The following is a 16,171-nucleotide window of genomic DNA, read 5'->3' on the forward strand; positions in this document are numbered from 1 at the left end:
CCCGGGAATGGCTATGGCACAGCGAAGGTGTAACACTATTAGGATCAGTTATTTAGATTAAATTGATAAAAGATGCATAATTTGGATATCTTACATAATCAGAAAAATGATCTATTTTTGATTAATCTCAATGAATTAATCCCTTAACTCCTGCGCAAAACGCACATTTCTTGATTTAGATCAATTTTCGTAAAATTACCATCGTGGTATATATGACCCAACGAAGTAAAGGTGTAAGGCAAGGGCCCTTTAAGTCATCCCGGTGGTTTAAATACATCAGGGTAATTTCCTTACAGTTGAATCCGCTTTCCTATGAGGAGTCATACCATGATCAAGGGCATCCAAATCACCCAGTCCGCCAACACAGCTTTGCTGAACTCTTTCTGGCTGCTGGACGAAGAGAAGCAACAAGCGCGTTGCATCTGCGCCAAGGGCGACACCTTCGCCGCCGATCAGGAAGTCAAACTGTCTGATCTGGGTCAGTTCGAATACCGTGAACTGCCGGTTCAAGCTGAACCTGCCGTAGAAGGTGGCCAGCACCTGAACGTCAACGTACTGCGCCGTGAAACCCTGGAAGACGCCATCGCCAATCCGGAAAAATATCCGCAGCTGACCATCCGTGTTTCCGGCTATGCCGTGCGCTTCAATGCACTGACCCCGGAACAGCAGCGTGACGTGGTCACCCGCACCTTTACCCAGAGCCTGTAATTCCCTCTGCGGTGATCTGCACCATGAAAAACGGCCCACGCGGGCCGTTTTTTTATGGGCAAGAAACAGTGCTTGCCCATCCTCTCCTCGCAGGCCGCGCCCCCAGCTATCCGTGCTGGTCGACCTTCTGTACGGCGGCCGGGTTGGCGAGCACCTCGTTCATCTGCTGCTCATCGAGCTGATCGCAGTAACGAGCCACCACCACAGTGGCCACCCCGTTGCCGATCAGGTTGGTCAGGGCACGCGCCTCCGACATGAAGCGATCTATCCCCAGGATCAGCGCCAACCCGGCGAGCGGCAGATGCCCCACCGCAGAGATGGTAGCCGCCAGCACGATGAAACCACTGCCCGTGACGCCGGCCGCCCCTTTAGAAGAGATAAGCAGCACCACCAGCAGGGTGATCTGCTGGAACAGATCCAGCGGCGTGTTGGTCGCCTGGGCGATGAAGATGGCCGCCATGGTCAGATAGATGGAGGTGCCATCCAGGTTGAAGGAGTAACCGGTCGGTATCACCAGCCCCACCACCGATTTCTTGCAACCGAGCGCCTCCATCTTGACCAGCATGCGCGGCAATACGGATTCCGAAGAGGAGGTCCCCAGCACGATCAGCAGTTCTTCCTTGATATAGGAAATAAAGCGCAAGATGCTGAAACCATTTGCCCTGGCGATACTACCCAGCACCATGAAGATAAACAGCAGACAGGTCACGTAGAAGCAGGCGATTAATTGTCCCAGCTGCACCAGCGAGCCAATACCATATTTTCCAATGGTAAAGGCCATCGCCCCGAATGCGCCAACCGGCGCCAGTCGCATGATCATGTTGATGATGCCGAAAATAACCTGGGAGAAGCTGTCGATGACATTGAAGATTAATTTTCCCTTCTCGCCAATATGATGCAGGGAGAAACCAAACAGCACCGCAAACAGCAATACCTGGAGAATATTGCCGCTGGCAAAGGCGCCGATCACGCTGCCCGGGATCACGTCCAGCAGGAAGGCGATGATGCCTTGCGACTTGGCCTGCTCGGCATAGGCCGAGATGGCGCTGGCATCCAGCGTGGCCGGGTCCACGTTCATGCCCACCCCGGGTTGCAGCAGGTTGACCACGCACAGCCCTATGACCAGGGCGATGGTGCTCACCACCTCAAAGTAGAGCAGCGCTATGGCGCCGGTTTTCCCCACCGCCTTCATGCTCTCCATGCCGGCGATACCCGTCACCACGGTACAGAAAATAACAGGGGCTATGATCATCTTGATTAATTTAACGAAGCCATCACCCAATGGCTTCATATCCGCCCCTAGGTCGGGATAGACGTGCCCCAGAAATACCCCCAGGGTGATCGCAAGCAGCACCTGAAAATAAAGGCTGCTGAATATTTTGTTTCGCATTATTAACGTCCTGTTAATTAATCGACATCTCATATGGTAGAAATAAGCATGCAGGGAGCCGTAACGAGAGATCATCGTTCTCTCGCCAGCTTAATGCTATTTCGTCATCGTAACGGCGCCACTTTCACACGTTATAAGAAGCAATTAAGAGACATTAATCACACAACACATTTAACATCATTAACACCACGGCAACCGTGATATATTTGGTCGGTGATTTATTTAAGACCTCAATGACAACATCCTTGATATAAAAATGCCCCGCATGGCGGGGCATTTGGCATCACGAAACCGGCGCCGTGGATCAGGCGGAAGTATCGAGTGGCTCGAAGCCCTTGATAAGATCGTCGATCGCCTTCATCTGCTTGAGGAAGCCTTCCAGCTTATCCAGCGGCAGGGCACTCGGGCCATCGCAACGGGCCACTTTCGGGTCCGGATGGGATTCGATAAACAGACCCGCCAGACCAACCGCCATGCCGGCACGTGCCAGCTCGGTCACCTGATCCCGACGACCACCCGAGGCAGCCCCCAGCGGATCGCGGCACTGCAATGAGTGGGTCACGTCGAAGATCACCGGATAGCCACCCGTGCTCTTCTTCATCACGCCCAGACCCAGCATGTCCACCACCAGGTTGTCATAGCCAAAGTTGGCACCGCGCTCGCACAGGATCAGCTGATCGTTGCCGCACTCCTCGAACTTGTCGGTGATGTTCTTCATCTGGCTCGGGCTCAGGAACTGCGGTTTCTTGATGTTGATGACGTTGCCGGTGCGGGCCATGGCCTCCACCAGATCGGTCTGGCGCGCCAGGAAAGCGGGCAGCTGAATGACATCCACTACCTCGGCAACCGGCTTGGCCTGATGCACTTCATGCAGATCGGAAATCACCGGCATGCCGAAGGTCGCCTTGAGCTCCTGGAAGATCTTCATCCCCTCTTCCAGGCCAGGACCCCGGTAGGAGTGGATGGAGGAGCGATTGGCCTTGTCCCAGCTCGCCTTGAACACAAAGGGGATGCCAAGCTTGCTGGTCACTTCCACGTACTTCTCGCACACCGCCATCGCCATGTCGCGGGATTCCAGCACGTTCATGCCACCGAACAGCACGAACGGTTTGTCGTTGGCTACATCGATGTCATTGATCTTGATATTCTTCTGTTCCATCTCAGGCATCCTTAAAGTGAAGAGGCTGGGGGCTTGCATCCAAGTCGGTCCGTTATGCCCTGGGCACACCGGCCTTGATATTCTTCTGTTTCAGTTCCCAGGCATCCTTAATGTGAAGAGGCTGGGGCTTGCATCCAAGTCGGTCCGTTGCGCCCTGGGCACACCGGCCTTGATATTCTTCTGTTTCAGTTCCCAGGCATCACTCAATGTGAAGAGGCTGGGGGGCATGATATTTCAGTTCCCAGGCATCCTTAATGGAGGGGCTTGGGGCTAAGATCCAGCGCGGCCAGTTGTACCTTGAGCACATCGGCCACCGGATCGTCCGGGCATTGTTCAATAAAGTATTCAAAATCGTCGGCGGCGAAACGCGGGCAGTCGAGCTGTTCATAGATGAATCCCCGATCCCGCGTCTCAAGGGGATCGCCCGGCTTCATACGCAGCAGCAGCTCACTGCAACGCAGGGCTTCGGTCATGCGATCTTCCCGCAGCAGGGCACCTTTGCTGACGTTGAGCAGCCGTTCGATGATCTCCCACTGGCCCGAGGGTTGCAGGTGTTCAGGGGTCAGGGGTCAGGGGTCAGGGTGGCCAGATTGCCAAGGGCACCGCGCAGCAACAACTCCATGTGGTGCAGGCTCAACTCGTCACCGGTGAAGGGGTCCACATAAACCTCGCCTTCGCTGCCGGCAAAGCTCACCAGGAAGTGACCGGGGAAGCAGATCCCCTCCACATCCAGCCCGAGCTTGCGGCCCAGTTGTATGATGAGAATGCCGAGGCTAACCGGTATGCCACGCTTGGTGGCAAGGACCTGGGCGAGATCGGAGTTGGCGGCAGAAAAATAATCCTGCCAGTCACCGTGAAAACCCAGGGTCTGGTAGAACCCCTGCAACAGCTGGCGGCGCACCTCGTCACAACTGCCCTCGGCAATCGCTTCGTCCAGCCAGGCATCGAGACGGGCCAGCTCGGCCTCACCGCGGCCACTGATACCATGGATCTCGTCACTTACCGACAGCGCCAGCTCGGCAATGTCGTGGGCCTCGAAATCGGTCCATTCGTCTACACGTATCATCGTCATCATCCTTAACCGAACAGACTAGCCTGCTTGTATACGGCCAGTTTGGCGATAAAGAAGACCCAACCGATGGCGCCGAGGAAGGCAAACCAGCGGATACCGTTATTGCAAGCCAGTCGCAGTGCCATCATGGCCAAAAACGCCACCACCAGGATGGCGGTCAGCTTCTCACTGAGCCAGGGGGTGCCGTTGTTGAGTGGATTGAGATCCAGCACCATGCACAGCAGCACGCCGGAGAGCACCACCAGCCCGTTCAGCCAGCCGCTCACTTTCATGATTTGGTCGCTGTAGGCACGGCCGGAACCGGTCTGCACCCAGTAAAAACGCAGCATAAACATCAGCACGGCCGAGGCGATCAGCACCAGATGCAGATGTTTGAGAGCAAAATACATAACGTGTCCTTGAACAAAGGCAGGCTCAGGCCCGCCATTCACCATCAATGAGCCAGGCATCCCAGCGTTACCCGCTCGTTATCCCCGTAATCGCGCACGGTTTCCACCCGGCTGAACCCCTGTTGCAGCAGGAGTTGACGCACCGCCTCGCCCTGCTGCCAGCCATGCTCCAGCAAGAGCCAGCCACCAGGACACAGATGAGCAGGCGCACCGGCGACGATGAGGCGGATATCCGCCAGCCCCTGCTCGTCGGCGACCAGGGCTGAACGAGGTTCGAACCGCACATCCCCTTTATTCAGATGAGGGTCGGCACCGTCTATGTAGGGCGGATTGGAAACGATCATCGCAAAGCGTGGGGCCTGACTCAGGAGCGGATCGCAAAGCGGCTCAAACCAGCTGCCATCGCGTACCGTGATGGGCAAACCCAGCGCGGCGCTGTTGTCGCGCGCCAGTGCGGCCGCCTCCGGCATCCGATCCACCGCCCATACATCGGCATCGGGTCGCTCTGACTTGAGCGCCAATGCGATGGCCCCCGTGCCAGTGCCCAGATCCAGCAGGGCGCAGGGCGCCTGATCCGGCGAGGCTGGCTTTGGGGGGAGCCGTGCCAGCGCCTGTTCCACCAGCACCTCGGTATCGGGACGCGGGATCAGGGTAGCCGGGCTCACCTTGAGCGGCAGCGACCAGAACTCCCGTTCCCCTACCAGATGGGCGATGGGCTCGCCAGCCAGCCGACGAGTGAGCCACCCTTGCAGCCTGTCTTGCTGGGCCGCATCCAGCTCGCGCTCCGGCCAGGTCATCAGATAACTGCGCCGGCAATCGAGCAGATGGCAGAGCAGCACGTCGGCGTCGGCGCGGGGAGACTCCCCCCCGGCCAGGGTTGCCATTATGTGGGCGCGGGCCTGCTGGATCTGCATCAATGGCACGCCATCGCCGTGACGGCGATATCTGCACAAACGGACTGCATCAGCTGTTTTCCGCCAGGGAGGCGAGCTGATCGGCCTGATACTCCTGGATCATGGGACTGATGATGCAGTCCAGATCCCCCTCCATGATCTCGCCAAGGCGATAGAGGGTGAGGTTGATGCGGTGCTCCGAGAGGCGACCCTGCGGATAGTTGTAGGTGCGGATACGCTCGGAGCGATCGCCGGAACCCACCAGGTTGCGACGGGTGCTCTGCTCGGCCGCGCGGTGGCGCTCATCCTCGGCCGCCTGCAGACGGGCAGACAGCACGGACATCGCCTTGGCGCGGTTCTTGTGCTGGGAGCGCTCATCCTGACACTCCACCACCAGACCGGTAGGCAAGTGGGTGATGCGGATGGCGGAATCCGTCTTGTTGACGTGCTGACCACCGGCCCCGGAGGCGCGGAAGGTATCTATCTTCAGGTCGTTCGCATTGATCTCGATCTGCTCGGCTTCCGGCACTTCCGGCAGCACGGCGACGGTACAGGCGGAGGTGTGCACCCGGCCCTGGGATTCGGTCTCGGGCACTCGCTGCACCCTATGGCCACCGGATTCAAACTTGAGGCGACCATAGACGTGCTCGCCATCCACCTTGGCGATCACCTCCTTGTAGCCACCGTGCTCGCCGTCGTTGCAGCTGACGATGGAGATACGCCAGCCCTGACGCTCGGCGTAGCGCGAATACATGCGAAACAGGTCACCGGCAAAAATGGCCGCCTCGTCACCACCGGCACCGGCACGGATCTCCAGGTAACAGTTGTTGTCATCCTTGGGATCCCGGGGCAGTAGCATCACCTGCAGCGCCTGCTCCTGCTCCTCCAGCGTGCTCTTGGCCAGCGGCAACTCCTCCTGCGCCATCTCGCGCAGGTCGGCATCATCCTCTTCCAGCATCAGCTTGGTGGCTTCCAGATTCTCTTCGGCCTGGCGGAAGCGCTGGAAGGCATGAACGATATCTTCCAGCTGGGCATATTCCCGGGTCAGGGCGCGGTAGCGATCCTGATCCGAGGCTACCCCGGGCTCGCCGAGCATGGCCTGTACTTCTTCGTGGCGCTCGATGAGGCCTTCCAGCTTTCTGATCAGTGACGGATTCATAAATCTTGTTTTCTCGATGGAGGAAGGGGCCGCCAGCTGGCCACCCCGAACAATTACTCTTGTGGCAATCCCAGCACCTGGCGCAGGCGGGACAACTGATGGTGATCCCCCTGGGCCGCCGCCTGGCGCAAGGCCTGGGTCGGTGCGTGGATCAACTTGTTGGTGAGGCGGTGTGCCATGGCCTTGAGGGCCTGTTCGGCATTCTCGCCCTGTTGCAGGGACAGCAAGGCGCGCTGCAACTCCTCATCGGCCACCTGCTGGGCCTGATGACGATAGTCGCGGATCAGATCCACCGAATGCTGACTGCGATACCAGCCCATGAACTCATCGCGCTCTTCCAGCACGATAATCTCCGCCTCGGCGGCGGCCCTTTTACGGGTCTCCAGGTTCTGCTCTATGATGCCCTGCAGGTCATCAACCGTGTAGAGATAGGCATCGGAGAGCTCGTCCACCTCGGCCTCGATATCCCGCGGCACTGCGATATCCACCAGAAACATGGGCTTGAAACGGCGGGCCTTGAGAGCGCGCTCCACCATGCCCTTGCCGATGATGGGCAAGGGGCTGGCGGTGGAGCTGATGACAATGTCAGCCTCGTGCAGGTAATCCGGGATCTCTTCGAGCGTCATCACCTGGGCACCGAACTCTTCGGCCAACAGTTGAGCCCGCTGCAGGGTGCGATTCGCCACCATCATGCGGGTGACGTTCTGCTCACGCAGATGGCGGGCCACCAGTTCTATGGTCTCGCCGGCACCGACCAGCAGCACCTTGGTCTGGGAGAGATCGGAGAAGATGCGTCGCCCCAGACTGACGGCGGCAAAGGCCACCGAGACGGCACTGGCGCCAATCTCGGTATCGGTGCGCACCCGCTTGGCCACGGAGAAGGACTTCTGGAACAGGCGCTCCAGCGAGCCTTTCACCGCTTCGGACTGCTGGGCATGGGCATAGGATTGCTTGATCTGCCCCAGGATCTGCGGCTCACCCAGCACCAGAGAGTCGAGGCCGCAGGCCACCCGCATCAGGTGACGCACCGCCTCTTCGTCCTGATGCTGGTAAATGGCGGATACCACTTCGGCCGCATCCAGGCCGTGGAAACGTTGCAGCCAGTGCAGCACCTGCTCTCCCTGCCCCTTTTCCAGGCTGCAGTAAAGCTCGGTGCGGTTGCAGGTCGAGACGATCACCGCCTCGCTTACGCCGGGTTGGGTGACCAGCTCACGCAAGGCGCGATCGATGCAGTCCGGGCCGAACGCGACCCGCTCCCGCAAGGCGACACTGGCGGTGTTGTGGTTGATTCCGAGGGCAAGCAAACTCATGAGTGGGCGACGATCATTTCATACACTGGGTGCAAAGGCTGCCAATTGTACGAGAAAGGGTAAGTCTTTAAAAGCAATACGGCCGCCCCGTATACTGTGGCAAATCCCCTCATCTGGAGCATGACCTTGTTCTTGCGTATTTTCACCTTTGGCTGCCTGCTGTTGCTGGCCGGCTGTACCACCACCCAGCCCCAGCGGGATCAGGTCAACTGGCAGAAAGAGCGGACTCGTCTCGAGCAGCTCAGCCACTGGCAGCTGTCTGGCAAGATGGCCATCATCACAGTCCAGCAGAAGGGCAGCGCCCGGGTCAACTGGCAGCAAAATGGCGACGACTATCGCCTCAACCTAACCAGCCTGATCGGTACCCACATTCTGGAGCTCTCCCGCAGCAATGGCGAGATCACCCTGATCGACAACGAGGGCAACCCGCACCAAAGCCAGGATGCCGAGGCGCTCATCTATCAGCTCACTGGCTGGAACATTCCGGTGCAGGGGCTGCCGGAGTGGATCAAGGGACTGCCGGGCAAGGCCGAATTCGAGCTCAATCCCGACAGCAGCCTGGCCAGTGTGCGTGACGGCCAGTGGCAGATTGTCTATGGCGACTACCGGGATCAGGACGGCTATCGCCTGCCCCACCTGCTGACCATGACGGGCCAAGGCAGTCGCCTCAAGTTGCAGATCAACCAATGGACGCTTGCACGCTGATGGCTGCGACTGACAAGGAGCCAAGAATGGCCACCATTCGCTGGCCGGCACCGGCCAAACTCAACCTTTTCCTGAATGTCAATGGCCGTCGTCCGGACGGCTATCACGAGCTGCAGACCCTGTTCATCTTTCTGGATCACGGCGACTGGCTCGAATTCGAGCCACTGCCGGACACGGACCAGCTCACCTTGAGCCCGGCCATTCCCGGCGTGCCCGATGAGCAGAACCTCATCATCCGCGCCGCCCGCCTGCTGCAGGCGCGGTTGCCCAGCCCGCAGGGGGCCCATATCCGGCTGGAGAAGCTGCTGCCCATGGGCGGTGGTATCGGCGGTGGATCCTCGGATGCAGCCACCACGCTCGTGGCGCTCAATCACCTCTGGCAGGCAGGCTTGGGCGAAGATGAACTGGCAGAACTTGGCGTTCAGCTGGGGGCCGATGTGCCGGTGTTTGTGCGCGGACGCGCCGCCTTTGCAGAAGGGGTGGGCGAGCGGCTGCAACCGGTCGAATTGCCGGGTGCCTGGTATCTGGTGCTCAAGCCCGATTGCCACGTGGCAACGGCCGCCGTATTCCAGGATCCGGACCTGCCCAGAGCGACCCCGAAAATGGCATTTCACAACTTGCTGGAGGGGGAGTGGAAAAACGATTGCGAATTGCTGGTGAAAAAGCGCTACCCCGAGGTTGCCAATGCGCTCGGCTGGTTGCTAGAATACGCGCCGTCAAGAATGACGGGCACAGGAGCCTGCGTCTTTGCTCAATTTGAAGACGAAAAGGCTGCTCGGGAAGTGTTGGCAAAGGTGCCGAAAAGATGGGATGGGTTTGTCGCCAAGGGCGAGAACATATCACCACTATTCGTGACATTGCAACAAATCAGTGATTGGGATATCGCCAAGCGGTAAGGCAGCGGGTTTTGATCTCGCCATTCCTAGGTTCGAATCCTAGTACCCCAGCCATTCTCTTGGTGATTGATACGGGTGCATCGATTGACTGGCCGCAGCGAAACTTGAAAGAGCGCAATCTCGTCAAGCTGGTCTGCCGCCAACAGAGTGCCCCGGGTTAATCGCGAAGAGGTCATCGGCCTCGTTGATGACGGGCTGTCCAAACGCGACAGCCATCCGATTTGAAACATGTAACGATATGCACCTAGCCTGAAAGCGGCCTATAGTGGCCTGACCCGTCAACTTGATAAATCGTTTGCCCCAAAACGATACGGGTCTGAATCAGACTCCCCACATACTGGATGCAACCCCGAGGTTTCAAACCGTGCCTGACATGAAGCTGTTTGCTGGTAACGCAACGCCGGAACTAGCCCAGAAGATCGCAGATCGCCTGTTTATCAAACTCGGCAATGCTGCCGTAGGTCGCTTTAGCGACGGCGAGATCAGCGTACAGATCAATGAGAATGTACGTGGTGGCGATATCTTCATCATTCAATCCACCTGTGCCCCGACCAACGACAATTTGATGGAATTGATCGTCATGGTGGATGCTCTGCGTCGTGCTTCAGCTGGCCGTATCACTGCCGTTATCCCCTACTTTGGTTATGCCCGTCAGGACCGCCGCGTCCGCTCCGCCCGTGTTCCCATCACCGCCAAGGTTGTCGCCGACTTCCTCTCCAGCGTGGGTGTGGACCGTGTGCTGACCGTTGACCTGCATGCCGAGCAGATCCAGGGCTTCTTCGACGTCCCGGTCGACAACGTGTTCGGCAGCCCTGTACTGCTGGAAGACATGAAGTCCAAAAACCTCGAATCCCCTGTCGTCGTATCGCCGGACATAGGTGGTGTGGTGCGCGCTCGTGCCATCGCCAAGCTGCTGGACGATACCGACATCGCCATCATCGACAAGCGTCGTCCCCGCCCGAACGTCTCCCAGGTCATGCACCTGATCGGTGACGTCGCAGGCCGCGACTGCATTATCGTCGATGACATGATCGACACCGGCGGCACCCTGTGCAAAGCCGCAGAAGCCCTGAAAGAGCGCGGCGCCAAGCGTGTATTCGCCTACGCCACTCACCCGGTCTTCTCCGGTTCTGCCGTGGAAAACATCAAGAACTCAGTGATCGACGAGCTGATCATCACCGACTCCATCCCGCTCACAGCCGAGATGAAGGCGGTGGACAAGGTCAAGCAGCTGACTCTGTCAACCGTGCTGGCCGAAGCCATTCGTCGTATCAGTAACGAAGAGTCCATCTCTGCCATGTTTGAGCATTGATAGACACTGTTGTGACAAAAACCGCCAGCTGGCGGTTTTTGTCTTTCTAGCCCTGTCACACCCGGTATTGCCCTGCCCCACCGCAGGTTAAGGATTGATCCATGAATCGCTTGCGCCCGCTGCTGCTCCTTGCCTGCTGCAGCTTCCTGTTCGCCTGTCAGCCCGGCAAAGAAAACCAGCCCTTCGCACTGACCCTGGCGCACATGAACGACACTCACTCCCAGTTTGACCCGGTCAACGCCGAGCTGAAGGGACCCATTTTTGGCAAGCAGGGGGAAACCGACACCCTCTACACCCGTTTTGGCGGCTATCCGCGCCTGCTCACCATGGTGAAATCCTATCAGGCCGAAGCGCTCGCCAAGAATCAGCCACTCTTGCTGCTGCACGGCGGCGATGCCTGGCAGGGCAGCGGCTACTTCAAACTCAACGAGGGGATGGCCAACGCCGAGCTGCTGAGCCAGTTCGGTCTCGATGCCATGGCGCTGGGCAACCACGAGTTCGATCTCGACAACCAGAAGCTGGCCCGCTTCATCGAGGGGGTCAACTTCCCTCTGCTGGCCGCCAACCTGGACACCCGTGACGATCCGGCGCTGCGCCACGCGACCAACCTCAAGCCGTTCGTGGTCTATGCCTTCGATGGCAACCAGAAGAGTCCGGTTACCGATCTCAACAAACTGCCCCAGGGCAAGCAACTGGTGGCCGTGATGGGACTGGTGCTGGAGGACATGGCCAATATCTCCCCCAACGTAGGCAAACTGCGTTTTGGCAAGGAGGTTGAATCGGCCCAGAGCACAGTGGACATGCTGCGCAAGAAGGGGATCCATCACGTCATCGCCCTGACCCACATCGGCAATGAGCGAGATCTGGCGCTGGCGTCCAGGGTGAATGGCATCGATGCCATCGTCGGCGGCCACTCCCACAGTCTGCTCGGCGATTTTACCAACATAGGTTGGGGCAAGACCGGCGAATACGCCCAGCTGGTGACCAATCCGGACGGCGTTGGCCTGACCTGCGTGGTGCAGGCTGGCTCCTATGCCCAGGCCATCGGCCTGGCCTGGGTCAGCTTCGACGGCCAGGGCCGGGTCATTGGTTGCAAGGGTCAAAACAAGCTGCTGGCCAGCCGCGACTTCTTCGCCGACCCTGCCCGCCAGCAGGCGCTGGACAAAGCGAGTGGCAAACAGGCAAGCAAGTTTGTCGATGCCCAACCCAACCTGGTGACGGTGGATGAAGACCCGCGCCTGCGCGGCATCATCGACAGTCACTACAAGCCGGCACTGGAGCAGGCCTTTGGCCCTGTTATCGCCACTGTGCCGGCACCGCTGCAAAATGCCCGCCGCCCCGGTGACAATGGCAGCGACAGCCACGGCTCAGACGTCGCCCCCCTGGTGGCCGAAGGCCAATACTACTGGGCCAACACCCAGGCGGTGCAGGCCCTGACCGGTGGCCCGGTTCACTTTGCGTTGCTGGCAGTGGGCGGCGTGCGCGCCGATCTTCCCGCAGGAGAACTGCGCGAAGGGGATACGGCGCTCACCCTGCTGCCATTCAAAAACCAGTTATCCGTGTTGACCCTGAGCGGCGCGGACGTGCGCGCCCTGCTGGCCGAGACCATCACGGCCACCCTGCCTGCCAGCGCCCATGCCGGCAAGTTCCCCTACGGCGGTCACCTGCGCTACACCTTCACCGAAACCGAAGCGGGCAAGCGTGGCGACCTGACCCAGCTGCAATGGCAGACGACCGAAGGACAGTGGCAGGACTTGGTCGACAACCAGCGCTATCGAGTGGTGATGAACGCCTACAGCGCCAACGGCAACGACGGCTGGCAGGCGCTGGCTCGCGCCCAGTCCCTGCGGGCCGAGCGACTGGATCTCGCCTGGGTGGATGGCAAGCTGACCGGTTTCCCCGTCGAGAAAGTGGAGCAGAACGGCGATCAGTTGAACGCCCGTTATGCCCGAGGTCAAACGCTCGATTGCCAGGCCAGGGTCGTCAATTGCGGTACGGATGCGGCTTCCTTCGTGCAATACGTGCGAGAGCAGCGGCCGACTCTGACGGCACTGAGTGAACCGACCGTCACGCTACTGCGGGCCGAATAAGGCTCCCCTAGGGTAAGACTTAGGGTAAGGCTAACCAGAACGGGCCTCGAGAAGAGGCCCGTTTTGCGGCCATTCGCAACCCGAACCAGGGTTATTCCCTCACGGTTGCCGAGCTTTGGTTGAGTGATCGCCAGTCGGCGGCTAGAATATCGCGTCCCATTGCCTTGGGCGGTCTGCCCATTGCAAGTAGCGAGTGAAGACATCAAGCGTGACAAACCAAATCAAACTGATCGTGGGTCTGGGCAATCCCGGCCCTGAATACGCCAAGACCCGCCACAACGCGGGCGCCTGGTATGTGGAGCAACTGGCTCGCTGGCACAATGTCAGCCTGCGCGAAGAACCCAAGTTCTTCGGCCACACGGCCCGCATTCAGGTGGAAGGGCAGGATGTGCGTCTGCTCATCCCGAACACCTACATGAATCTCTCCGGCAAGGCAGTGGCCGCACTGGCCCGTTTCTACCAGATAGAGCCGGAAGCCATGCTGGTGGCCCACGATGAACTGGACCTGCCCCCCGGCATCGCCAAGTTCAAGCAGGGCGGCGGCCACGGAGGTCACAACGGTCTGAAAGACATCATTGCTAGGATGGGCAATAACAATAATTTCTTCCGGCTGCGTCTCGGGATTGGCCACCCTGGCGCCAAGGAGCTGGTGGCCGGGTTCGTGCTGACCAAGGCCCCGAGCAGCGAACAGAACCTGATCGACGCCGCACTGGATAAATCCTTGCGCGCCACCGACATACTGTTCAAACAAGACATGACCAAGGCCATGAACCGCTTGCACAGCTTCAAGGCCGAGAAAGTCTGAACAGGGTTTGATGGGTGACGTCAGGGGTGAATGTCTACCTGCGCCACCGACAGACTGTTCAAACACGCTATGACCAAGGCCATGAACCGCTTGCACAGCGTCAAGGCCGGCAAGTATATAACTGGATGCGCCTGCGTCCCTCACAGCATCTATCAAGTAAGGTAACAATCCATGGGTTTTAAATGCGGTATCGTGGGCCTGCCCAATGTAGGTAAATCCACCCTGTTCAATGCGCTGACCAAGGCCGGCATCGAAGCCGCCAACTTCCCGTTCTGCACCATTGAGCCGAACACGGGTGTGGTTCCCATGCCGGATCCCCGTCTCGACCAGCTGGCGGCCATCATCAATCCCCAGCGCGTCGTGCCGACCACCATGGAATTCGTGGACATCGCAGGTCTGGTTGCCGGTGCCTCCAAGGGCGAAGGTCTGGGTAACCAGTTCCTGGCCAATATCCGTGAAACCGAAGCCATCGGCCACGTAGTACGCTGCTTCGATGACGACAACATAGTTCACGTTGCCGGCAAGGTTTCCCCGGCCGACGATATCGAGGTGATCAACACCGAGTTGGCCCTGTCGGATCTGGACGCCTGCGAGCGTGCCATTCATCGCCAGTCCAAGCGCGCCAAGGGCGGTGACAAGGATGCCAAGCTGGAAGTGGAAACCCTGGAGAAGATCCGGGTCGCACTGGAAAACGGTCAGATGATCCGTGGCATGAAGCTGGACAAGGATGAGCTGGAGGCCGTGAGCCACCTCAATTTCCTGACCCTCAAGCCCACCATGTACATCGCCAACGTGGCAGAAGACGGTTTTGACAACAACCCCTACCTCGACAAGGTGCGTGAAATCGCCGCCGCCGAGAACGCGGTTGTCGTAGTGGTCTGCTGCGCCATCGAATCGGACATCGCCGAGCTCGATGACGAAGACCGCGCCGAATTCATGGCAGATCTTGGCATCGAAGAGCCGGGCCTGAACCGTGTGATCCGCTCCGGTTACGAGCTGCTCAAGCTGCAGACCTACTTCACCGCCGGGGTGAAAGAGGTGCGTGCCTGGACCATACCGGTTGGCGCCACTACACCGCAAGCCGCTGGCAAGATCCACACCGACTTTGAAAAAGGCTTTATTCGCGCTCAAACCATCGCCTTCGAAGACTTTATCACCTACAAGGGTGAGCAAGGCGCCAAGGAAGCGGGCAAGATGCGCGCCGAAGGGAAAGACTACATCGTCAAAGATGGCGACGTACTGAACTTCCTGTTCAATGTGTAACAGTGAAATTCATTAAAAATCAGTAACTTAATGAGGGCTGCATACGAGGTTCATAGCAGGTTGAACCAACGATGACAGCCCCAAATCTATCACATAGCGACCAGATTGTCGCAACCCTAGCCAAGCTCCCCTTGTCCACCTTTGGAACCTCCTACACCAAGGAAGTTGCTCTGGTCCTCGCACGTCACATGAACAAGGCCAAAGGCTGGTCTGCTTGCCTCTACCTTCGTTCAATCGCCAAGGTTGTCGGTTGCACCACCCGCACCGTCCGCAACGCCCTACGCCGCCTAGAAGCCCTTGGGTTCATCAAGACAGAACACCGGAAGCACGACCAGATCGACAACTGGAACCTTGCCAGCGTGTATCGCTTGGGATCTGCCCTGAGAGCACTCTTTAACCAATCTTTCCGCACCCCCAGCACCCAGCGTCCGGCAAAGTCTTCGACTTCTTTTAAACAGAAACAAAGTAACAAGGATCACTCTCGCTCTTTGTTCTCTGTGAGTAAGTTCGCCATGTTCGACCCCCAGCGCGTCACCAGGACACCCGAGGAATGGGAAGCCTGTAAGAAGGCCGGGATGGAGCACAACCAGAGTGCCTTGCAGAAGCTCAAGGACATGCTGAGGGCACAACGATGAACGGACAGAAAAAGCTGGTATGCGTAGAAGCTGGACTTGGGATAACCGAGGGCCAGGAATTCCCTGTGCTGGGAGAGAATGGGAGCGCGTGGGAGATCCTGCTGGGCGGTGAGTACCGGAAGGTGAACAAGCGGTCTGGTCGTGTGCAGGGCTGGAGGACAGGCCCGAGTGAATCGCCCCTGGTTTTCTAGACACTCTGTTGCTGACAAATAAACTGCCTTTCAAACTCTACCGGCGACAGCCCATCATTGGAACCATGGCGCCTGATTGGGTTGTAAAACATTTCGATATAATCAAATACGTCGCTGCGGGCTTCGTCTCTTGTCGAGTAAATCCTGCGCTTGATCCGCTCCCGTTTGAGCAACTGAAAGAAGCTCTCGGCGAC

General features: G+C 58.6%; 15 protein-coding genes, 1 tRNA gene and 1 pseudogene. 9 read left to right on the forward strand and 8 right to left on the reverse strand.

The window, feature by feature from the left end; genetic code table 11:
- The first annotated feature begins 327 nt into the window (after positions 1 to 327).
- Positions 328 to 708 (forward strand): autonomous glycyl radical cofactor GrcA, encoded by a 381-nt coding sequence (grcA, locus tag AXW79_RS01550; RefSeq protein ID WP_005316999.1) that lies wholly within the window; start codon positions 328 to 330, stop codon positions 706 to 708.
- A 106-nt stretch (positions 709 to 814) separates the two neighbouring features.
- Here grcA and AXW79_RS01555 read toward each other — a convergent pair whose 3' ends face one another.
- The 7 genes and pseudogenes from AXW79_RS01555 to hemA form a co-directional block, all read right to left on the reverse strand.
- Positions 815 to 2,098 (reverse strand): dicarboxylate/amino acid:cation symporter, encoded by a 1,284-nt coding sequence (locus AXW79_RS01555; protein ID WP_005317001.1) that lies wholly within the window; start codon positions 2,096 to 2,098, stop codon positions 815 to 817.
- A 304-nt stretch (positions 2,099 to 2,402) separates the two neighbouring features.
- Positions 2,403 to 3,257: a 3-deoxy-8-phosphooctulonate synthase gene (gene kdsA / locus AXW79_RS01560; protein ID WP_005317003.1), complete on the reverse strand. Its 855-nt coding sequence runs from the start codon at positions 3,255 to 3,257 to the stop codon at positions 2,403 to 2,405.
- A gap of 251 nt (positions 3,258 to 3,508) precedes the next feature.
- A pseudogene (locus AXW79_RS01565) lies at positions 3,509 to 4,323 on the reverse strand (SirB1 family protein).
- Positions 4,324 to 4,334: 11 nt separating this feature from the next.
- Entirely contained in the window at positions 4,335 to 4,718 is a 384-nt protein-coding gene (locus AXW79_RS01570) for a SirB2 family protein (RefSeq protein ID WP_005317005.1), read from the reverse strand.
- 44 nt (positions 4,719 to 4,762) lie between these two features.
- The gene (gene prmC, locus AXW79_RS01575; RefSeq protein ID WP_005317007.1) at positions 4,763 to 5,632 is read right to left on the reverse strand and encodes a peptide chain release factor N(5)-glutamine methyltransferase; all 870 of its coding nucleotides are present in this window, start codon (positions 5,630 to 5,632) and stop codon (positions 4,763 to 4,765) included.
- 49 nt (positions 5,633 to 5,681) lie between these two features.
- Positions 5,682 to 6,770 (reverse strand): peptide chain release factor 1, encoded by a 1,089-nt coding sequence (gene prfA, locus AXW79_RS01580; protein ID WP_005317010.1) that lies wholly within the window; start codon positions 6,768 to 6,770, stop codon positions 5,682 to 5,684.
- A gap of 53 nt (positions 6,771 to 6,823) precedes the next feature.
- Positions 6,824 to 8,080: a glutamyl-tRNA reductase gene (hemA, locus tag AXW79_RS01585; protein WP_005317012.1), complete on the reverse strand. Its 1,257-nt coding sequence runs from the start codon at positions 8,078 to 8,080 to the stop codon at positions 6,824 to 6,826.
- A gap of 120 nt (positions 8,081 to 8,200) precedes the next feature.
- Here hemA and lolB point away from each other — a divergent pair, with 120 nt between their 5' ends.
- The 8 genes from lolB (at position 8,201) to AXW79_RS01625 (ending at position 15,786) form a co-directional block, all read left to right on the forward strand.
- Positions 8,201 to 8,785 (forward strand): lipoprotein insertase outer membrane protein LolB, encoded by a 585-nt coding sequence (lolB, locus tag AXW79_RS01590; protein WP_005317016.1) that lies wholly within the window; start codon positions 8,201 to 8,203, stop codon positions 8,783 to 8,785.
- Positions 8,786 to 8,811: 26 nt separating this feature from the next.
- Complete coding sequence (gene ispE / locus AXW79_RS01595; protein WP_005317018.1) at positions 8,812 to 9,681, forward strand: 4-(cytidine 5'-diphospho)-2-C-methyl-D-erythritol kinase; 870 nt, start codon at positions 8,812 to 8,814, stop codon at positions 9,679 to 9,681.
- Positions 9,661 to 9,735: transfer RNA gene (locus tag AXW79_RS01600), tRNA-Gln, on the forward strand. Before ispE ends, AXW79_RS01600 begins: the two co-directional genes overlap by 21 nt.
- Before the next feature lie 310 nt (positions 9,736 to 10,045).
- Complete coding sequence (locus AXW79_RS01605) at positions 10,046 to 10,993, forward strand: ribose-phosphate pyrophosphokinase (protein WP_005317019.1); 948 nt, start codon at positions 10,046 to 10,048, stop codon at positions 10,991 to 10,993.
- A gap of 101 nt (positions 10,994 to 11,094) precedes the next feature.
- On the forward strand, positions 11,095 to 13,083 hold the full coding sequence (locus AXW79_RS01610) for a bifunctional metallophosphatase/5'-nucleotidase (RefSeq protein ID WP_005317020.1): 1,989 nt from the start codon (positions 11,095 to 11,097) through the stop codon (positions 13,081 to 13,083).
- A gap of 208 nt (positions 13,084 to 13,291) precedes the next feature.
- Positions 13,292 to 13,888 (forward strand): aminoacyl-tRNA hydrolase, encoded by a 597-nt coding sequence (gene pth, locus AXW79_RS01615; protein WP_005317021.1) that lies wholly within the window; start codon positions 13,292 to 13,294, stop codon positions 13,886 to 13,888.
- A gap of 171 nt (positions 13,889 to 14,059) precedes the next feature.
- Entirely contained in the window at positions 14,060 to 15,151 is a 1,092-nt protein-coding gene (gene ychF / locus AXW79_RS01620) for a redox-regulated ATPase YchF (protein ID WP_005317022.1), read from the forward strand.
- A gap of 71 nt (positions 15,152 to 15,222) precedes the next feature.
- Entirely contained in the window at positions 15,223 to 15,786 is a 564-nt protein-coding gene (locus AXW79_RS01625; RefSeq protein ID WP_005317028.1) for a helix-turn-helix domain-containing protein, read from the forward strand.
- A gap of 187 nt (positions 15,787 to 15,973) precedes the next feature.
- On the opposite strand, the gene AXW79_RS01635 is transcribed toward AXW79_RS01625, so the two are convergent.
- A partial coding sequence (locus AXW79_RS01635) for an IS3 family transposase (RefSeq protein ID WP_155736670.1) occupies positions 15,974 to 16,171 on the reverse strand: 198 nt, incomplete at its 5' end.

Source organism: Aeromonas salmonicida subsp. salmonicida (assembly GCF_001643305.1).
GTDB classification, from domain to species: Bacteria; Pseudomonadota; Gammaproteobacteria; order Enterobacterales; family Aeromonadaceae; genus Aeromonas; species Aeromonas salmonicida.